This is a genomic window from Enterococcus sp. DIV0240d, assembly GCF_051711245.1.
In the GTDB taxonomy this organism is placed as follows: Bacteria; Bacillota; Bacilli; order Lactobacillales; family Enterococcaceae; genus Enterococcus_D; species Enterococcus_D casseliflavus.
The window spans coordinates 216,448-232,500 of the sequence record NZ_JBIOMG010000001.1; the positions used below are offsets into that span (position 1 = coordinate 216,448).

Here is a 16,053-nt window from a genome sequence, read left to right on the forward strand (position 1 = left end):
CTTTTCTTATTATCGTCAAGTTAGTAGCAAAGGTCAATCGGTGAGCAAAAAAACACAGAACAAGCGTTGAAAGAAATTGCCACATCCGAAAAAGCTCGCTTGTTGGGCTAGCTTTTACGGATGCGGCAATTTATCTGCTTGTTCTGTGTGTTACTCGTTTTTATGCGGCAACATACGCATATTTTTCAATGTTTTGTCGGATCGTTTCAATCATGTCTTCATCTTGTAAGCCAGTGATTTCTGCAATAACTTCCGGTAGTGATTTTTCATCCAAAAGTGCTTGTAACTGTTGGCTTTGCTCATCTTCAGGGTCTTTGTAGTTGAAGATCATGCCAATCGTTTCATAGAGATGATCTGGCTGCATGTTGCGTTTTTCTAACTCAAGGACTGGTCGGATAAAGCGTTCTTCGGTCCCTAATTTGCGGACAGGTGTCCGTGCCACCCGAGTGATAGCATCGGAAATGTGTTTGTTTTTAAAGCGTTGGATGATTTTTTCGATATACCGTTCATGTTCTTCGGGATCAAAGGCCCACTTCTCAATTAAAAGCCGCCCAGTTTCTTCGAGAACGGATTTTAATTGGATCACCACTAAATGGTCCTGCATCGCTTCATCGATCGTCTGATAGCCTTGGAGGGCGCCTGTGTACGCTACCGTAGCATGACCCGTATTGACACTGAATAATTTCCGTTCAATATACGGTTCCAGGTCCGCCACATAATGGACCCCTTGCAGACGGATCGAGGATTTCATCCCTGACTCTTGGATCACCCATTCGCAAAAAGGTTCTACTTGAACGAATAAAGGATCTTCATGGTGCTGCAGCGGTACGATGCGATCCACCGCTGCATCTGGAAAACCAACCGTCGCTTCCAATGCTGACCAATCCGCAACGTATTTTTGCACTTCGCTTTTTAAAAAGGTCGATCCGCCGATCATGTTCTCACATGCGATCACATCAATGGCTGGCTTGTCTGAGTGTTGCTGACGTGCTTCTAAGCCTTTGGCGATCAGCTCAGCGATATGCGGCAAAATGTTGGGACCAATGGCGGTCGTAAGGATGTCTGCCTCGGCGATCGCTTGGATCACCGCTTCTGGTTCTTTGGCATTGTTCAATCCCGTCACATGCTCGATGTGGATCTGTTCTTGGGTCTCATCGGCTAATTCGATGGTATACCCTTGTCTTGCTTTTAAGGCGTCAATGATCGTTTCATTGACATCAATAAACGTGATTTCAAAGTTGTTGGCAGCCAATATTTCGCCGATAAAGCCGCGACCAATATTACCTGCACCAAAGTGAACTGCCTTCATGTCTTGTCTCCTCCTTAAATGCTTATGCTACGGTCAAACTTTGGGCGATTTCTTCTTTATCTAAGGCATCCGCCAATTCGACAACGTTATCGATATCGCTGCAAAAGAGGGCGATTTGTTGGACCAATTGCAGGTGATCTTCCCCTTTGCCCGCGATGCCGAAAAGGACGGTGACGATTTTTTCTTCGTCCGCTGTACCGAAATTCACGCCATCAGGCACTTGCACGATACAGATACCTGATTTCTTGACGTATTTTTTGGCTTCATCCGTGCCGTGAGGAATCGCAATAAAGTTCCCCATATAGACTGAGAGCATCTCGTCACGCTCAAGCATGGCTTCGACGTATTCTTCTTCCACACAGCCTGCCGCCAGCAATTTTTCGCCGCAGTAACGAATGGCTTCTTCTTTGGTCGCAAATTGTTTGTTCAATTCAATCATGTCTTTTTCTAATACTTGCATTCGGCTCATCCTTTCTTAATTCGCTGCTTTGATCGATGCCACGATCCGTTGATAGTTCGTCGTGCCCATCAAATTATTGACAGATAGGTGGATCGCTTCTGGCGCTGACGTTTGCGCTTGCGGCGTTAGGGCTTCTTTTGTGATCACCAGTGAAGAGGCGTTGGCATGGAGATCATTGATATGGCTTTTTCTGATCGGCATCGTCAGAGCTTCTTTGGCTAAAAGATCTTGGAAAACTTTCTGAGCCATCGTTGCCGAACCTTTGCGATCATCGTGGGCCAAAATGATTTCGCTGACTTGCTTAAGGTCATTGGCGGAAGGAACATCTACCTGGTTGCCTGCTTCAGACTTTTTTGCTGACTCCCCCGCTGTCTTAGTCCCTGACAATGTGGCTACGATTTCATCGTACCGTGGAGAGTTCAGGAAATTCTCAACCGCAACGAAGGTCGCATTTGGCGCTTTTTGTTTGGCACGTTCTTGCAATTCTTCTTGAGTGACGATCAGCGTATTGGCATCGTCCGTCAAATTATTGATGGCGGAATTCGAGACATTTTGTGGAAGACCGGCTTCTTTGACTTTTTTCCGTAAGATCGATGCCCCCATAGCACTGGAGCCCATGCCTGCATCACATGCGAAGATGATACGATTGATGCCAGTCATTGGTTGAGCCGCCAAGCCTTTTGAGCTAAGTTTTGCTGCTTGCGTTTGTTGTACTTTTTCTTCAAAATTATCCACCGTATCCTTCGCATCCGCTTTCAAGATCGCGGCAGCGACGATAAAGGATACGCCTGCTCCTACGGCAATTCCCGCTAAGACAGAAACGACACTCATCACCGAGTTGAATGGCGTCATTGCTAAGATCGCAATGATCGAACCTGGTGAAGCAGGTGCCCGTAAGCCTGCACCTAGTAATTGGAAGGTAAAGCTTCCTGATACACCGCCGGCAATCACTGCTAAGAACATCAATGGTTTCATCATGACGTATGGGAAGTAGATCTCATGGATCCCACCGATAAAGTGAATGATGATCGCTCCAGGTGCCGAAGATTTCGCTGCTCCTTTTCCGAAGAAAGTGAAGGCTAGCAAGACTCCTAAACCAGGTCCAGGATTGGCTTCTAACAAGTAAAGAATCGATTTCCCAAATTCGCTGACTTGCTCAGTGCCTAGTGGTGTCAAAATTCCATGGTTGATAGCATTGTTTAAGAATAAGATTTTTGCTGGTTCAATAAAGATATTGGCTAATGGAATCAAGTGGGCATTGACGATCACTTCGACCCCTGCTGCCATTGCTTCTGTCAAGGTGTTCACAACTGGCCCGATTGCTACAAAGCCCAGTAATGCTAAGGCAAAACCGATCAAACCTGATGAAAAGTTGTTGACCAACATTTCAAAGCCAGCGCGAACTTTGTCTTGGAAGATCTCGTCAAATTTCTTGATGACCCAACCGCCTAAAGGACCCATGATCATCGCACCCAATAGCATTGGGATATCCGTTCCGACGATGACCCCCATCGTTGCGATCGCCCCAACTACGGCTCCGCGGTCACCAGCAATCACTTTCCCGCCAGTATACCCGATCAAGATTGGGATCAAATACGTTAGCATTGGACCGACCATCGTTGCAAAGGCTTCATTTGGTAAATACCCATCTGGAATAAATAATGCCGTTAATACACCCCATGCAATCAATGCGCCGATATTCGGCATCACCATACTCGACAACGTACTGCCTAATTTTTGAACTTTTGCTTTGACTGATGATTTGGCTGCTTTTTGTGTCTGTTCCATTTTTTTCTCTCCTCTCGTCTGCTTACACCCTTATTGTAGGCGCTTCCCAAAAAGCTCGAAAGTCGTACTTTGGCACAAAAAACTGTGCCAAAACTTGTAGCCAAACGGATAGGACAAAAAAAAGGCGAGCAGCCCCTGCACTCGCTTATTTTCGTTATGTTTCACGTGAAGCATTTTTTTGGATTTTGCCAAAACACAAAAAAAACGTGTACCCGCTCCTTCTACACAAGGTAGAAAGAGCAAGTACACGGAGGCAGCTCATTCATTTATTTCGTTCGCTGCTCTTGTTGCAAGCCAGCCTGCTGCTGATCGCTTATTCTTCTGCCAGCAAAATCTGTTGGATCTCTTCAACCGATTCGGCATCACTAAGCACCCGAACATTCTGCATATCAGAACAAAAAAAGGCGATTTCTTGCAAAACAGCTAATTGCTGCTCTTTTAGGACGACTACGAAAAGGATCGTAGCGATTTTAGGCTGCTCCTTCGTGCCGAAGTCGACGCCATCAGGCACTTGGATCAAAAAGAGTCCTTCTTCCTTGATCCATTGCTGGGCTTCTTCTTCCGCATGGGGCAATGCCACAAAGTTACCGATGTAAACACCTGTTTTTTGATGGCGCCGCAAAAGGCTTTTGACATAGGGGAAGGAAACGATCTCCTGGTTGACTAAGTACTCGCCAATTTTTGTCAGAGCCTCTGTGGCATCGGTAAAGTGTTGATCCAACAAAATCCGCTCCTGTGGAATATACATCGCTGATCCCTCCTATTGTTTTACTTCTTCAATCAAGAGCGAAGAGAGTAACTGATAAATAATCGAATCATTGCCCGAATTAAAAATCTCCGTATTTAGATCATTCATAATGATCGAACCACTGATTTTTCCTAACATCTGAGAGCTTGTTTCATTGATAGGATACGGCGCCAACATGACTAATAAACGGGTAACAGCGATTTCTTTTTTATCCATCGCTAAAAGGGGCAAAGGTTGTTTCAAGTCGAAAATACGAAAAACTGGTTGCAAGATCGCCGAGCTCGCCGCGTGAAACAAGGCAAAGTGAGTGTCAGGAATGCCCACTGGCGCTTGGAAGTAGCGCCGTAAGAGACGATCAACGACTTTCTCACGATCCAAAACAACATGTTCATCAAAAGACGTCAGCACCAGCTGCAACGTTTCTTCCAAGTCCGCTGGGTTATCAAGGGCTTGCACTTGAAACAGCGCCAATAGCTGGTTAATGGCTTCGATAAAAGCCAAGACCGCTTCATAGGATTCCTCTTTGACCAAAGCAGAGGGTGCCTTTTTTGCGGAACGTTTTTTCTGACTAATGGCTTGGAAGGCCTTCTTCAACTCTTGAATATCTTCTTCTAGCAGGATCGGTGAAACGAGTTTGTACTCTCCTTGATACCCTGGCAGCAAGGAAGTCGAGATCACCAAGTCATAGGTCTCCTCGATATTTTCCCGTTTGACATCTCCCACTCGAAAGAAGGTGATTTGATTGATAAAGGGAAAATGTTTCCGCAGCTGCATCTCTAATAAACTGATGGAGGCTAATCCGCTAGGAGAGATCCCTGCAATATTGACTTCTAACACTTTCGGATTTTTTTCCAACGAATTGGCAAAATGCAGGACCATATAGGCGATTTCTTCTTCCGAGAACTGCTGCTGCGGAAAGACCTGCGGCAGATGATTGCGAATCCCGCTGGCGATCTCGACATACTGGTTCATGATTTTTTCTAGGATAGGGTTGTTCAAATGATCTTCTTCTAAAATCGCCCGCGTCATCACTCCTGAGATATGGGTCAGCAGCATTTTATACAAGTTCGTATCTTCATAAAACGCCACTTCCGTTTGCTCACTGACCAATTCGATCAAGCGTTTCACACGATAAGCCAAGTCAGTATCAAAATTGTCATCAAAAAAATCACGATCAAAGGAATTAGCAAAATCACCTAGTAACACGGCAAAAAAGACGATTTCGTTGATGGAATAAAGCAGTTTCGTCTTTTCGGCGATCTGAGCAAAAATCTTTTTCGCCACCTTCAGCAAGTCTTTGTTGATCTGACTCGGGTACGTCTCTTCTTCCACCGTGTAGCCCAAAGCTACCCGATCCATGGCTAGCGCCAGCATCAAGACGATAAACGCCAATTTGCGGTCACTAAGTTCCTTGAACTGCGGCTCGATGGTTTCTCGAATCAGCCGCTGGGCTAGCAATAGATGGTCACGGGACAGAAATTGAAAAATAAACGGGGCTTCATCATCGGTTTCCAGTAAATGGAAAAATTGGTACTCATTGATCTCCATCACTAGTGTATTGGCTGTGATCAACCGCCGATATTTTTCGGAGCCTTCGATCTCATACCCTTGATTGCGCACGATCCTTAACGGCAGCCGTGCGAGACTTTCTTCTAGCTGTTTGATATCTGAAAAAAACGTCGTATTGCTGATTTGGTAGCGATCCAAGAAGAAATGACTAGATACAGGCTTCGTGGCGGTAGTCAGTTGCAGCAAAATACGATGTTGTCGCTCACTAGCCGCGAATTCTTGATCGGTATCTGCCATAATGGCTTCTTGCAATTGGCGAATGCTCGTTTCTGATGCAAAAATTTGGAAATGACCACGACCGACCTTCTCTAAGGTAGCTCCTACTGTTTCCAGCGATTTTTCTAGATTAGCCAGTTCACGGTACACCGTTCGTTTACTGACTTTTAAGACTTGCATCATGCGATCTAAAGAAACTGGACCGGTACTATTCATCAATTCCGTTAATAAAAGTGTTTCACGATTGGTCAAAAACATAGTCGACTCCTTCTGTCAGTAACTGACGATACGCATCTGTCGTCAATAAATCATCCACCACCAGCAAAGGAACATCTGGGATCAGGCACTTTTCTGCAAGTTCTTTCGGGAGGATATAGATTGCCGTAGGGTCAAGAGCTTGTCCTTCATACGCCATTTTTTTTATGGTCAAAGACAGCGCTTGTTGGCGGGCCATTTTTCTTAGTATCTCCACTGCCATCGTTTGTGAACCGCGTTTTTTTCCAGTATACAAAAAGATGATCGTTGAAAATCCTAGCGAACTTGCTGCCTCGGTTTGCAGCGATTTTTGCGGATCCTGTTCTCTTTTTTGTAATTCTTGGATCAGCGGGGCATACTCATCTGCCGCCAAAAAATTATCTAACACATAATGCTGTGCGTGTGGTGTCTGCTTTTGGGCAATAGCTGCTAATTCCCGTTGGGTGATCACCAAAAGCGCGGGATCATCGATCACACGATAAATCGATTGATAGCGGACAGGAAACGTTAGCTGGGCTTCTTGTAATTGTTTTTTTAGTATGCTGGCACCAATCGCACTGGACCCCATCCCTGCGTCACAGGCCACGACGATCTCCGTGACTTTCTTCATTTTCGGCATCTTACGCTCCTCATTTTCTGTATTGGACTTCCGTTTTAACAGCACACTAGCGATCGCAAACGATACGACCGTACTGACGACAATCCCAGCTAAGACACCTAGGATCATAGACGGCGGTGTATTGAGTAAAATCGCTAAGATCGAGCCCGGAGACGCAGGCGCTCTTAAGCCTACCCCTAAAAATTGGAAGATCAGCGTGCCACTGAAACCACCAACGATCGGACCGAGCAACACCCAAGGATCGAGCAGAACAAACGGGAAATACACTTCATGAATCCCACCAATAGCCTGCACAAAAACGGATGCTGCGGCATTCGTTCGGTTTCGCTTTGAACCAAAAAAAAGATACGCCGCTAAGACCCCTAATCCTGGACCGGGGTTAGCCTCGATCAAAAATAAAACCGACTGACCATTGAGTGCCGCTGCTTCGATCCCTAGCGGTGTAAATAGACCATGGTTGACAATATTATTAAAAAACAAAACCTTCAATGGTTCTACAATGATATGAATAAAGGGCAAAACGTTTTGCTGAACAAAATAATCAACCAGCTGATAGCTGCCGAGACTGAACCAATTAAAAAGCGGCGCCAATAGGAAGTAACTGCCTAAAAAGAGGAGTCCGCCAAACGCACCTGCAATAAAATTGCGCACCAGCATCTCATAGCCACTTTTGACTTTGCTCACGATCGAATCACTGCGGTACAATAGCCAGCCCGCTAGCGGTCCCAGCAGCATCGCCCCAAAGACCTGGGGAATATCGGTTGCGAGAATAGCCCCTAAGACCGCCACTGCTCCTACGACCCCACCTCGTTCAGGCGCCAACATCTGCCCACCTGTATAGGCGATCATGAGGGGCAGCAGCACAGTCAAGACTCCTTGTTCCATTTTCTGGATCACTTGTTGATCGACTGAGAAAAAAGGCAGCAGGAATGAAATCAGCATCCACGCAATAAAAATACTTAAATTCGGCATCATCATGCGAGAAAGATAATTCGTATAAAACTTAACCGTTATCATTTTTTCTCTGGAAGACGAGGTCTTGTTCATTTTATCCGCTTCCTTTCTCTTCTCTATTATAAGATGTTCTGGCAAGACTGAAAACAAAAAAAGCATACGTTTTTTAAAACAGAAATCAAAAAAAGCTGACGTAAAACGCCAGCTTTTGAAATAGCTTCAATTGATTTAGTTTACGCGTACCGCGAAATCTGGTGAGTAATAAGAGTAACTGCTAACAGAAACATTTTGACCTGGTGTTGGTGCATGAACGTATTGTCCGTTACCCATAGCGATCGCCACGTGGTGTGTGCTTCCGCGGCTACCCCAGAATAACAAGTCACCAGCTTTTGCTTCATTGATCGAAATCACCGTACCAGAAAATTCTTGTGCGTAAGTTACCCGTGGTAATGAGATCCCAACTTTAGCAAATACATATTGTGTAAAGCCAGAACAGTCAAAGCCGTCTGGTGTCGTACCACCCCATACATAAGGAGTACCAATGTATTTCATTGCTTCGGCTACGATTGCTGAACCGTTGACCGTTTGTGCGGGTGCAGGAGTATTGCTTGCACCATTGCCGCTATTGTTCGATCCTTGGTTGTTATTGCTATTGTTATTGTTGGCAGGAGTCGATGGTGTCGTATTTGTTGAACCGCCACCTTGTGATGAACTGCCTTGCGTAGTATCAGTCGTCGTACTAGAATTTGTTGTTGAGTTTGATGTCGTTGAATTCGACGTTGAAGACTCGCTTGATGCTGCTTCCTGAGTAGCTGCTTCAGCTGCTGCCGCTTCTTGAGCCGCTGCTTCTTGTGCTGCTTGTTCACGAGCGGCTGCTGCCGCCGCTTCTTCTGCAGCGATGCGTGCTTGTTCTGCTTCGTATTCTTCTTTTTGTTTTTCTAAATCAGCTTTTTCATCTTCTTTAGATGCTTGTTGAACAGCCAATTCCGCTTGTAAAACATTTAAATCGGCTTGTTTGGCTTGTAGATCCCCTAATTGTGTTTCTAGCTCAAATTGGTTCGCTGCGATTTCTGCCAATTTATCGTCGTTTTCCGCTTTTTTCGCTTCAACTGCTTCTTGGTCTGCTTTTTGTTGATCCACAAGATCTTTGTTAGCATTGACGATCGTCGTCATTGCTTGCACACGGCCAATAGCATCTGTTAAAGAGTCAGCTTCTAATACTGCATCAATAAAGTTCGTGCTTTGACCATTGACTTGAACGTCACGGGCTTGTTTTTGGATCGCTTCTTCACGCTTTTCGATCCTGACTTTCAAATCAGCAATTTCTTGCTTCAACTTTTCAGAATCCGCACGCAAATCACCTTGTTGTTGCAACAAAGTTTGGGCTTTTTCATTGATTGCAGCCACGTCGCTTTCAAGTGCTGCTACTTGTGACTGGATGCTCGCTTGCTGGTTTTGCAAGTCAGAGATCTCTTTATTTTTTTCTTCAATTTTATTGTCAAAATCTGATGCAAAGACAAGTGTCGGTGCTGCTGCAGAAGTAAGAACAATTGAACTTACTAACAATAAAGATAAAATTCGCTTTTTCACTCTTCATTCCTCCGGCTGTTGCTTCCCCTAATATGGTTTTTTTATGTATAAATGCTTAAGAATACCTAAAGTCCTTCACGATAGTGTGATTGTAACACAGCCGTATGTCAGAGAGATAAAAGGAATATTACAAAAACATTTCAATCGCTGTTATTTTTATACAGTCAAACGCAAAAAAAAATGAAGCTATTCGTCTTTGAATAGCTTCATGAATGGAACGACTAAAAGGATAAACAAAATGATGTTCAATAAAAGCGTAGGTGCTAGAAAGCGGGAAACAAAGAATGACGTGCTAACTGAGGCGATCTTAAATAGCAACTGGACGCCCAACGTCACAACTTCTAAGCTTGTAACAAAGATGATCATTCCGAAAAACATGGTAAATACATTTTGATAAAGCGTATTTTGCAAAATATACATGATCCACACGATCAAGGGAAACGCCACCGTGTAGATGCCGATCACACCGACATAATACACGTCATAGAGGCAGCCGATCACAAGCGCCGTGGTGATCAAAAAGTTTTTCGGCAAATACTTCGCGCCACATAAAAGGGCGATCAATAAAAGATGCGCACTGGCGATATAATTGTCTTGGGTCCATTTTTCTAAAAAACGCGTCAGTTGTCCATCTGCCAACATCATCAAAAAGAAGACGCCCGCTGCCAGGTATTTGATGTAGTCATGCTTTTTCATGGCTATTCCTCACCTGCCAAGCGTTTGATAATCGTTACTGCTTGAATATCATACATTTGGGCATACGGTTTTACAAACACTTGGGTATCAAGACCAAACTCATCTTTGGTGGTACGGATCACTGTTCCGATCGCTAAGTCGGCAGGTGAGTTTCCTCCTAATCCAGAGGTCTGCACGACATCGCCTTCCTTCAGCTCATTGTCCCCTGTCAACTGGGTAATGACCAAGGAACGTTCTTTTTGATCGTAACTACTTAGAATCCCAAAGTTTGACCCATCTTCGCCGCTGATCCGAACCGGATAGTGGTTAGAATTCTGGTTTTCAGAAGTCAAAAGTTCAATTTTAGAAGAAGCTGCATTGACTTCTATCACACGACCAATCAAGCCTTTTTGCGACATGACCGCCATGTTGACCTCAACGCCGTCTCTTGAGCCTCGATCCACGATCAGCATATCTTGCCAAGTATCAGGTGACCGATTGATGACATTGGCGGAGATCCGTTCATAATTCGTCAAGGTCGCATTCAGCTCTAGCTCTTCTTTCAAGGCATCGATTTCTCTTTGCGCATTGTCCTTCGCTTGTTCCAATTCATCAAAACTGTCCAATTTCTCTTTTAAACGTTCATTTTCTTCATACGTCACAAACAAGTTTTTGACTGAATTCGCACCATTTTCGATCCAACGAAAAGGCGCCGTAATCACTTTATCGATAAAGCCAACGGAGTCATTGACCGTTGATTGCACAACATTGGTGGAGTTTCCCGCAGCTCTGCGGGCGATCGTCACGCTTAATACGGTGACAACTAAAATCACAATAATCAATGTGATGATAATATTTTTATTAGGATTAAACTTTTTCACAAAGACACCTCAAATAATTCCAAACTGTAGTTCCAATTTTACCATTAATACCCTGCAAACAAAAGCTAAGTTGACCGTCTTAATGTTTTTTTTGTAATTAAGTTTCTGAAATTTTCAACAAAAAAAAGAGACGTTTCGTCTCTTAATCACAACTTTGAATGACTGCTATCATCCCGCTGCTAAAGGAAAAACCTGCTGTTTGTGTCAGAAATTCATTGCTGGCATAAGAAGTTGGGTACGGCACTTGGACGTTTTCTAATAAATACTTGCTACCTATCAACGTCAAATCTGTTACCGGCGTCAAACAGCAATACGCCAAATACTGCATCTCGGGTTCTTTTTCTAATTGATAGGTGCCTGGTAAAAAGAACTGAACGACATTTTGACGATCTAAAAAACGCAGATTTGGGGCAAATGGACGAAATCGATCTTCTAAAGGCAGCCATAGATTGGCTAAAAGATGGTCGAGACGTCCTCCTGTTGCACCAATCAAGTCGATTTGCGCTTTTGGATAGCGACGCAACGTCTCCACCAATGCCAATTGGGTATCTGTATCATCTTTTTCAGCAGGAGCTTGGATCACTGTGTTGACTTGTTGTTTGACTGCTTGCAGTTCGCCTGCGGTCAAAGAGTCGAAATCACCAATCGCTAGATCGACTGGCCGTTGGTGCTGAAGCAAAAACAATGCCCCGCGATCAATCCCAATGTATTTGTCATACGTCATCAGCGGTGGCCAATTTTCAGGGCGCCCCCCTGCTGCTAACAAAATCTTCATTTATTGCAAAGCTTCTTTCAAGGCTCTGATTTGTGCTACAGGTTCATCGGCATCGTAAATATAGCTTCCTGCTACGAAGACATTTGCACCTGCTTCCAGGCAACGTTTGGCTGTCTCAGGAACGATCCCGCCATCTACCTCGATATCATAATGGTAGCCTTTTTCTTCTTTTAAAGCAGCCAGTACCGCAATTTTTTCTAGTGATTCTTCAATAAAGGATTGCCCACCAAACCCTGGATTGACCGTCATGACTAACACTTGATCACACATGGATAAAACATGTTCAATGGCTGATACTGGTGTGCCTGGGTTGATGACGATTTCTGCTTTGACATTTTCTGCCACAATCATTTGGATCGCACGATGGATATGAGGTGTTGCTTCCGCGTGGATCCCAATGATATCTGCCCCAGCTTCTGCGAAGGCATGGATATACTTTTCTGGTTCGGTGATCATTAGGTGAACATCCAACGGCAGTTTGGTAACTGGGCGAATCGCTTTAACGATATTTGGGCCTAAGGTAATATTAGGGACGAAATGACCGTCCATCACGTCTACGTGAATATAATCTGCGCCATGGCGCTCTACCAACTCAATGTCTCTTTGAAGATTTGCAAAATCGGCACTTAAAATAGATGGTGCTAGTTTTATCATGCTTTTCCCTCACCTTTTCTTCTTTTTATAAACCGGACGTCGGTTTTCAATCTCTTCTAAAAATTGCACGTAATTCTTATAACGAGTCTCGGCAATCTCATTTGCTGCAACCCCCTGCTTAACTGCACAATCAGGTTCATTAAGGTGCCTACATTCCCTAAAACGACAGTTGGCAGCTACCGCTAAAAAGTCAGGAAATAGTTTGGGTAACTCCACCGCTTCGATTTCCAAAAAGTCGATCGAACTAAATCCTGGTGTATCGGCAACCAATCCATCACAAATCGGCAAGAGCTCCACATGACGGGTCGTATGTTTCCCCCGCCCGAGAGATTCTGAGATCACTCCTGTTTCCAATGCCAATTCTGGGACGATCCGATTCAGCAATGTCGACTTTCCAGCACCGGATTGTCCCATAAAGACGGTGATCCGCTCAGGAAAGTACCGTTGAAGTTCCAATAGATCTTCGCCTTCTGCTTTTGACGTGATCACGTGGTAGCCAATTGCTTGATAGGTCTCCTCAATTGCTTTCATTGCGGCAAGATCTTTCACAAGATCCGCTTTTGTCAAAAAGATGATCGGTTCGATCCCCTCATACTCTAACGTCACTAAAAAGCGATCCAATAGATTATAGGAGAAGTTCGGCTCAACTAGACTTGTCACGACCACCCCTTGATCCACATTTGCGACTGGCGGTCGAACTAGCTCATTTTTTCGCGGCAAGATCTCTAAAAGATAACCGTCTGTTTGATTGCTGCTTTCAAAGATCACTTCATCCCCCACCAAAGGAGTGATTTTTCGATTCCGAAAATTTCCTCGAGCGCGGGTTTGAAAGATTTCATCTTCTGATGCCACATAATAAAATCCGCTTAGCGCTTTGATGATTTTTCCCTTCAAACAATTTCCTCCTCGTTTTTTACTATTGTATCATATTTTGGCTCTATAATTTATGGGACTGATGAATCAGAATTGATTCTTCAGCCCCATTTTCATTTTAGGTATTAAAAAACATATCGTTCTCTAGTATGATTAAATCACCACAAAATAAACAACTGAGAGGACGATATGCTATATGAATGATTCTATCAAAAAAATGCTGAGAATAATAGAGAAAGATTTGATGATTACAGAGGTCTCTTACGAGACCCTTCAGAAGAAAAAGACGTTGGTCGTCGATGCTGTTCTCTCGCCTACTCCTCGTGCTTGTAGAAGTTGTGGTTCTACTGTGGTAGATGGAAACGGGAAAGCAATTATAGTGAAAAATGGGAAGAAGGAAACGATTGTCCGTTTTGAACAATACAATCATATGCCTTTGGTTATGCGCCTAAAAAAGCAGCGCTATACCTGTAAAAACTGTCGCACCCATTGGACTGCTCAAAGTTATTTTGTCCAACCCAGACATTCAATCGCAAATCATGTTAGATATAAAATTGCTTCTTTACTGACTGAAAAAGTATCTTTATCTTTTATTGCGAAAAGCTGTCAGGTATCTTTGACCACCGTTATTCGTACATTGAAAGAGTTTAAAAGCTATTTACCAAAGCAATCTAAGAAGATTCTCCCCAGAGTATTGATGGTTGATGAATTTCGTTCGCATGCTTCTATAGAAGATAAAATGAGCTTTATTTGTGCAGATGGCGAAACAGGAAAATTAATAGATGTTTTGCCTACGCGTAAATTACCTCGATTAACAAGCTATTTCTTAGGTTGTACCAATCCAGAAGAAGTAGAATTCTTGGTGACAGACATGAACGCCGCCTACTTCCAGCTCACCAAACGTGTTCTGCCAAATGCGAAAGTCGTGATTGATCGGTTTCATATTGTCAAACACATGAATCAAGCGTTCAATGAGTTGCGTATCCGTGAAATGAATGAACTTCGTAAAGCCGGACAGAAAAGCCAGGCAGAAAAACTGAAAAAGAACTGGCGCTTTTTGCTAAAAAATCGTGCAAACATCAACCATTATGAATACAAAACATGGAAAAGTTTCCGAGCACCAAAATACCCATTTCTTACTGAAGCAATGATGATTGATCGATTGCTTGAGTTTTCTCCGCCCCTAAAGGAGGCGTATCGCTTTTTTCATGAATTAGTTGAAGCCTTTCGAGACAAAGACCCTGACTTATTTTTCTCCTTATTGGCAGAACTTCCCGAAACGTTAGATGACGGCTTTCGGGAAAAGCTTCAAAACCTTCTGACCTATGAAGAAGGCATCACCAACGCAATGATCTATCCTTATTCCAATGGAAAAATAGAAGCGAAGAATACCCACATAAAGACAATGAAACGAGTATCCTACGGATTTAAATCATTCGAGAACATGAGAATTAGAATCTTTTTGATCAATCAATTAATCAATGTAAGATAACAAAAAATCTGAGCCAGAATGTGGTTCATTCTGACCCAGATTTGATTTTGCACAACTCATCAGTCCTTATTGACAAAGAGCCCATATTTTCAGGTCTTCTCACTGGCTGAAAACACAAAAAAAGCCTGAAGCGAATGCTTCAGGCATCAAAAAATCGGGAAGACAGGATTCGAACCTGCGACCCCTTGGTCCCAAACCAAGTGCTCTACCAAGCTGAGCTACTTCCCGATAATAAAAATGAAACAAATAAAAAGACTACGCGCCCAAGAGGAGTCGAACCCCTAACCTTTTGATCCGTAGTCAAACACTCTATCCAATTGAGCTATGGGCGCATATTATGAAATGCCGAGGACCGGAATCGAACCGGTACGGTGATCACTCACCGCAGGATTTTAAGTCCTGTGCGTCTGCCAGTTCCGCCACCCCGGCTGAAAATTGCTAAGGCAAAGCGGAAAACGGGGTTCGAACCCGCGACCCCCACCTTGGCAAGGTGGTGCTCTACCACTGAGCTATTTCCGCATATTCCTGATGCCGGCTAAAGGACTTGAACCCTCGACCCTCTGATTACAAATCAGATGCTCTACCAACTGAGCTAAGCCGGCAATGAAGTGCGGGTGAAGGGACTTGAACCCCCACGCCCGAAGGCGCTAGATCCTAAATCTAGTGCGTCTGCCAATTCCGCCACACCCGCATAGGTTATTACTATGAGTCGTACAGGGCTCGAACCTGTGACCCTCTGATTAAAAGTCAGATGCTCTACCAACTGAGCTAACGACTCATATGGGGGTTAACGGGATCGAACCGCTGACCCTCTGCTTGTAAGGCAGATGCTCTCCCAGCTGAGCTAAACCCCCATAAGGTAAAAAAAACGCGTGGCGACGTCCTACTCTCACAAAGGGAAACCCTTCACTACAATCGGCGCTAAGAAGCTTAACTTCTGTGTTCGGCATGGTTACAGGTGTATCCTTCTTGCTATCGCCACCACACTATTCAATTGAGTAAGTGTTGCTCACTCAAAACTGGATCGAAGAATCAAAACTCTACGAGTTTACGTGCTTTTTTCTTTTTGGTTAAGTCCTCGATCGATTAGTATCAGTCCGCTCCAACCATCACTGGCCTTCCACTTCTGACCTATCTACCTGATCATCTCTCAGGGATCTTACTTTCTTAAAGAAATGGGAAATCTCATCTTGAG

Annotated in this window: 13 protein-coding genes, 8 tRNA genes and 2 rRNA genes (1 of these 23 only partly in view); 1 reads left to right on the forward strand and 22 read right to left on the reverse strand. The window is 44.1% G+C overall.

Annotation, left to right across the window (positions count from 1 at the left end; all coding sequences use genetic code 11):
• Nucleotides 1–160: 160 nt before the first annotated feature.
• The 12 genes from IGJ25_RS01000 to rsgA form a co-directional block, all read right to left on the reverse strand.
• The gene (locus IGJ25_RS01000) at nucleotides 161–1,309 is read right to left on the reverse strand and encodes a mannitol-1-phosphate 5-dehydrogenase (protein WP_081117072.1); all 1,149 of its coding nucleotides are present in this window, start codon (nucleotides 1,307–1,309) and stop codon (nucleotides 161–163) included.
• 22 nt (nucleotides 1,310–1,331) lie between these two features.
• On the reverse strand, nucleotides 1,332–1,769 hold the full coding sequence (locus IGJ25_RS01005; RefSeq protein ID WP_008381683.1) for a PTS sugar transporter subunit IIA: 438 nt from the start codon (nucleotides 1,767–1,769) through the stop codon (nucleotides 1,332–1,334).
• 15 nt (nucleotides 1,770–1,784) lie between these two features.
• Nucleotides 1,785–3,557: a PTS mannitol transporter subunit IICBA gene (locus IGJ25_RS01010; RefSeq protein WP_005230247.1), complete on the reverse strand. Its 1,773-nt coding sequence runs from the start codon at nucleotides 3,555–3,557 to the stop codon at nucleotides 1,785–1,787.
• Between the two features lie 313 nt (nucleotides 3,558–3,870).
• On the reverse strand, nucleotides 3,871–4,305 hold the full coding sequence (locus IGJ25_RS01015; protein ID WP_081117071.1) for a PTS sugar transporter subunit IIA: 435 nt from the start codon (nucleotides 4,303–4,305) through the stop codon (nucleotides 3,871–3,873).
• Nucleotides 4,306–4,317: 12 nt separating this feature from the next.
• Nucleotides 4,318–6,348, reverse strand: coding sequence for a BglG family transcription antiterminator (locus IGJ25_RS01020; RefSeq protein WP_081117070.1), 2,031 nt, complete (start codon nucleotides 6,346–6,348; stop codon nucleotides 4,318–4,320).
• The gene (locus IGJ25_RS01025; protein ID WP_081117069.1) at nucleotides 6,329–8,077 is read right to left on the reverse strand and encodes a PTS sugar transporter; all 1,749 of its coding nucleotides are present in this window, start codon (nucleotides 8,075–8,077) and stop codon (nucleotides 6,329–6,331) included. Before IGJ25_RS01025 ends, IGJ25_RS01020 begins: the two co-directional genes overlap by 20 nt.
• A gap of 69 nt (nucleotides 8,078–8,146) precedes the next feature.
• On the reverse strand, nucleotides 8,147–9,508 hold the full coding sequence (locus IGJ25_RS01030; RefSeq protein ID WP_015510633.1) for a C40 family peptidase: 1,362 nt from the start codon (nucleotides 9,506–9,508) through the stop codon (nucleotides 8,147–8,149).
• A 186-nt stretch (nucleotides 9,509–9,694) separates the two neighbouring features.
• The gene (gene mreD, locus IGJ25_RS01035; protein ID WP_010748845.1) at nucleotides 9,695–10,204 is read right to left on the reverse strand and encodes a rod shape-determining protein MreD; all 510 of its coding nucleotides are present in this window, start codon (nucleotides 10,202–10,204) and stop codon (nucleotides 9,695–9,697) included.
• Nucleotides 10,205–10,206: 2 nt separating this feature from the next.
• Entirely contained in the window at nucleotides 10,207–11,064 is an 858-nt protein-coding gene (gene mreC, locus IGJ25_RS01040) for a rod shape-determining protein MreC (protein ID WP_010748844.1), read from the reverse strand.
• Nucleotides 11,065–11,206: 142 nt separating this feature from the next.
• Complete coding sequence (locus IGJ25_RS01045) at nucleotides 11,207–11,839, reverse strand: thiamine diphosphokinase (RefSeq protein ID WP_081117068.1); 633 nt, start codon at nucleotides 11,837–11,839, stop codon at nucleotides 11,207–11,209.
• On the reverse strand, nucleotides 11,840–12,493 hold the full coding sequence (gene rpe, locus IGJ25_RS01050) for a ribulose-phosphate 3-epimerase (protein ID WP_081117067.1): 654 nt from the start codon (nucleotides 12,491–12,493) through the stop codon (nucleotides 11,840–11,842).
• 9 nt (nucleotides 12,494–12,502) lie between these two features.
• A complete protein-coding gene (gene rsgA, locus IGJ25_RS01055; protein WP_015510635.1) occupies nucleotides 12,503–13,387 on the reverse strand; it encodes a ribosome small subunit-dependent GTPase A in 885 nt (294 codons plus the stop codon).
• 175 nt (nucleotides 13,388–13,562) lie between these two features.
• Between rsgA and IGJ25_RS01060 the strand changes: the two genes are divergently transcribed.
• Nucleotides 13,563–14,858 (forward strand): ISL3-like element ISEfa11 family transposase, encoded by a 1,296-nt coding sequence (locus IGJ25_RS01060; protein WP_016249833.1) that lies wholly within the window; start codon nucleotides 13,563–13,565, stop codon nucleotides 14,856–14,858.
• A gap of 154 nt (nucleotides 14,859–15,012) precedes the next feature.
• On the opposite strand, the gene IGJ25_RS01065 is transcribed toward IGJ25_RS01060, so the two are convergent.
• The 10 genes from IGJ25_RS01065 to IGJ25_RS01110 form a co-directional block, all read right to left on the reverse strand.
• Nucleotides 15,013–15,086 (reverse strand) — tRNA-Pro (locus IGJ25_RS01065).
• A 30-nt stretch (nucleotides 15,087–15,116) separates the two neighbouring features.
• Nucleotides 15,117–15,190: transfer RNA gene (locus IGJ25_RS01070), tRNA-Arg, on the reverse strand.
• 11 nt (nucleotides 15,191–15,201) lie between these two features.
• Nucleotides 15,202–15,287: transfer RNA gene (locus tag IGJ25_RS01075), tRNA-Leu, on the reverse strand.
• Between the two features lie 18 nt (nucleotides 15,288–15,305).
• Nucleotides 15,306–15,377, reverse strand: a tRNA-Gly gene (locus IGJ25_RS01080).
• Between the two features lie 10 nt (nucleotides 15,378–15,387).
• Nucleotides 15,388–15,460 (reverse strand) — tRNA-Thr (locus IGJ25_RS01085).
• Nucleotides 15,461–15,467: 7 nt separating this feature from the next.
• Nucleotides 15,468–15,549, reverse strand: a tRNA-Leu gene (locus tag IGJ25_RS01090).
• A 14-nt stretch (nucleotides 15,550–15,563) separates the two neighbouring features.
• Nucleotides 15,564–15,636 (reverse strand) — tRNA-Lys (locus IGJ25_RS01095).
• Between the two features lie 3 nt (nucleotides 15,637–15,639).
• Nucleotides 15,640–15,712, reverse strand: a tRNA-Val gene (locus IGJ25_RS01100).
• A 16-nt stretch (nucleotides 15,713–15,728) separates the two neighbouring features.
• A 5S ribosomal RNA gene (gene rrf / locus IGJ25_RS01105) occupies nucleotides 15,729–15,844 on the reverse strand.
• An 80-nt stretch (nucleotides 15,845–15,924) separates the two neighbouring features.
• Nucleotides 15,925–16,053, reverse strand: a 23S ribosomal RNA gene (locus IGJ25_RS01110); it runs 2,786 nt beyond the window's last position.